Source organism: Bergeriella denitrificans NBRC 102155, from assembly GCF_001592185.1.
GTDB lineage: Bacteria > Pseudomonadota > Gammaproteobacteria > Burkholderiales > Neisseriaceae > Neisseria > Neisseria denitrificans.
Window position 1 is genome coordinate 1 of record NZ_BCWL01000217.1, and the last position, 3,202, is coordinate 3,202.

The following is a 3,202-nucleotide window of genomic DNA, read 5'->3' on the forward strand; positions in this document are numbered from 1 at the left end:
TAAGGGCGGTTTTAAAGAGAGGACGACGGAAATGGCAGAGCATCTGGTGCTGACCGCTTTGGAAAAGGCATTTCAGTCATTGGAAGATACGGTTACCGCCTTATCCGACCGCGCGTGGTTTGAGCAGCAGGACGCGGTGGTACAGGAAACGCTGGTGGCGGGAGCGATTCAGAAGTTTGAATTTGTGTACGAGCTGGGTTTGAAAATGCTGCGGCGGCAGCTGGCGGCGGAAGCGGTCAGCCCTGACGAAGTGCAGAGTGCGGACTTTCGCGATCTGCTGCGCCTGGGCCTGCAAAGCGGGCTGATTGACAATATGGACGACTGGGTGTTTTACCGCAAAATGCGTAATATTACATCGCACACTTATGACAAAGATAAGGCGGCGGAAGTGTATGCGGCGATTGGCGGCTTTTTGTCCAGCAGCCGGGTGTTGCTGCGCGGTTTGCAGGAGCGTAACCGCTGATGGTGGATTTGGCTCCCGAATATTTGGCGATGGTGCAGGATATTTTGCAGCGGCATTTTCCTGAAGAAGCGGTGTGGGCGTTCGGATCGCGGGTCAAGGGCGGGGCGCGGCCGTTTTCCGATTTGGACTTGGTGGTCATCAGTCAGCAGCCCTTGCCCTTGCGCCGCATGGCGTTGGCGGAAGAGGCGTTTAGTGCCTCGGATTTGCCGTATCGGGTGGATTTGCTGGACTGGTCAGACTTGAGCGCGGAGTTTCAGGAAATCATCCGCCGCCGTTATGAAGTGATTAAGGCATAATGAAAGCCGTCTGAAAAATGTTCAGACGGCTTTTTTCCTGCAAATAAGGCTTGCAAAACAAAGCCGTTCAAGCGGTTTGGCTTGTCGGAACGGCGTAATAACGGTACTATTTAGAGTTATCTTACCCTGAGGCCGTCTGAAAAAGGGTTTTTCAGACGGCCTTTGCATCTATCTTATTGATTTTAATAGTTGAGAATACACAATGATTAGCGATATCCAAAAAACCGCCGAAAGCAAAATGCAGCGTTCGCTGGAAGTATTGAAAGAAAATCTGTCGAAAGTGCGTACCGGCCGCGCGCATACCGGCCTGCTCGACCAGGTGAATGTGGAATACTGGGGCAGCGATGTGCCTGTGAGCCAAGTGGCCAACGTGACCCTGCTGGATGCGCGTACCATCGGCGTGAAGCCGTTTGAAAGCAATATGGCGGCGAAAATCGAAAAAGCGATTCGCGATTCCAATCTGGGTTTGAACCCGGCGGCGGTGGGCGATTTGATTCGCGTGCCGATGCCTATGCTCACCGAAGAGCGCCGTAAAGACCTGATTAAAGTTGTGCGCGGCGAGGCGGAAGAAGGTCGCGTGTCCATCCGCAACGTGCGCCGCGATGCCAACGACCACATCAAAAAGCTGCTGAAAGATAAGGAAGTTTCAGAAGACGAAGCGCGTCGCGGCGAAGAAGCGGTGCAGAAGCTGACGGATAAATACATCGCAGAAGCCGATAAAATCCTGGCGGCGAAAGAAGAAGATTTGATGGCGATTTAAGCCGTCTGAAAATAGGGCGGGCAATCCGCATCCTGTATGGCATCAGCCCCTGCGAGGCAGATATGAAAAGCAGTACGCAAACGATTTTGGCGCATACCCATGTGCCGCGCCACATTGCCGTGATTATGGACGGCAACGGCCGCTGGGCGAAAAAGCGCTTTCTGCCCCGCGTGATGGGGCATAAGCGCGGCTTGGACGCTTTGGAAAACATGGTGCGCTATTGCGCGGAAAAAGGCGTGGCGTATCTGACCGTATTCGCGTTTTCCACCGAAAACTGGCGCCGCCCCGAGGAAGAAGTTTCGTTTCTGATGGGGCTGTTTCTGCAGTCGCTGCAAAAGCAGGTCGCGCGTTTGCACGAAAACAATATGCGCCTGAAAGTCATCGGCTGCCGCCACCGCTTTCATGCCGATATTGTGGCCGGCATCGAGGCGGCGGAAGCGCTGACGGCAGGAAATACCGGCCTGACGCTCACCATCGCTGCCGATTACGGCGGCCGCTGGGACATTCTGCAGGCTGCCAACCGCCTGATTGCCGAAGGTGCGGCGCAGATTAGCGAAGAAGATTTGGGCCGCTATCTGATGCTGGGCGATGCGCCCGAGCCGGATCTGTTTATCCGCACCGGCGGCGAAACCCGCATCAGCAATTTCCTGTTGTGGCAGATGGCTTATGCCGAGCTGCATTTTACCGATACGCTGTGGCCTGATTTTCAGGATGCCGATTTGGATGAAGCCTTTGCCTCGTTCCGCCGCCGCGAGCGCCGCTTCGGGCGCACGTCCGAGCAGCTGCCGCCCGAGCAGCAAAGGAGCTGAGCATGTTGAAGCAACGGATTATCACCGCTTTATGGCTGCTGCCGCTGATGCTGGGCATGCTGTTTTACGCGCCGCAATGGCTGTGGGCGGCATTCGGCGGCCTGATAACGCTGCTGGCATTGTGGGAATACGCCCGCATGAGCGGCTTGGACGCGCAGCAAAACCACCGCTATCTGGCGGCAACCGCTTTGTTTATGCTTGCGGCCTATACCGGCGGCTGGCGGCTGCCGGCGTGGATTTGGTGCGCGGTCTTGGCGTTTTGGCTGCTGGCGATGCCGCTGTGGCTGAAGCGGAAATGGACGCTGAAAGGCGGCTGGCAGGCCTATGCCGTCGGCTGGCTGCTGATGCTGCCGTTTTGGTTTGCCCTGATTGGTTTGCGCCCCGATACCGAAGCCGCGCTGCCGCTGCTGGCGGTGATGGGCTTGGTGTGGGTGGCGGATGTGGCCGCCTATTTCTGCGGTAAAGCGTTCGGCCGGCGCAAGCTCGCACCGGCCATCAGCCCGGGCAAAAGCTGGGAGGGCGCCATCGGCGGCGCGGTATGTGTAGCGGTGTATCTCACGCTGGCGCGGCAGGCCGGTTGGCTGGCATTCGATACCGGCTGGCTGAGCACCATCTTAATCGGTCTGCTGCTCACCGCCGTCAGCGTGTGCGGCGATTTGCTGGAAAGCTGGCTCAAACGCGCGGCAGGCATCAAAGACAGCAGCGCGCTGCTGCCCGGCCACGGCGGCGTGTTTGACCGTGTGGATTCGCTGATTGCCGTGTTGAGCGTCTATGCGGCGGTGGTCGCGCTGACGCAGGCCGTCTGAATATGCCCGTATCTGTCCGCGCAATGCCTTAATTTCTTCGACTATAGGCATATAGTCGAAGAAGTTAT

At 57.2% G+C, this 3,202-nt stretch carries 5 protein-coding genes; all 5 read left to right on the forward strand.

From position 1 onward, the window contains the following. Positions 1 to 463, forward strand: a 463-nt coding sequence (locus tag BDE01S_RS09360) for a nucleotidyltransferase substrate binding protein (RefSeq protein WP_218015870.1), incomplete at its 5' end; no start/stop codon positions are given. Beyond that, entirely contained in the window at positions 463 to 759 is a 297-nt protein-coding gene (locus tag BDE01S_RS09365) for a nucleotidyltransferase family protein (RefSeq protein ID WP_066080692.1), read from the forward strand. The genes BDE01S_RS09360 and BDE01S_RS09365, both read left to right, overlap by 1 nt. 202 nt (positions 760 to 961) lie before the next feature. Next, entirely contained in the window at positions 962 to 1,519 is a 558-nt protein-coding gene (gene frr / locus BDE01S_RS09370) for a ribosome recycling factor (RefSeq protein ID WP_066080696.1), read from the forward strand. Positions 1,520 to 1,581: 62 nt separating this feature from the next. Next, positions 1,582 to 2,328: a polyprenyl diphosphate synthase gene (gene uppS / locus BDE01S_RS09375; RefSeq protein WP_066080697.1), complete on the forward strand. Its 747-nt coding sequence runs from the start codon at positions 1,582 to 1,584 to the stop codon at positions 2,326 to 2,328. A 2-nt stretch (positions 2,329 to 2,330) separates the two neighbouring features. Further along, a complete protein-coding gene (locus BDE01S_RS09380; RefSeq protein WP_066080700.1) occupies positions 2,331 to 3,134 on the forward strand; it encodes a phosphatidate cytidylyltransferase in 804 nt (267 codons plus the stop codon). The last annotated feature ends 68 nt before the right edge of the window (positions 3,135 to 3,202 follow it).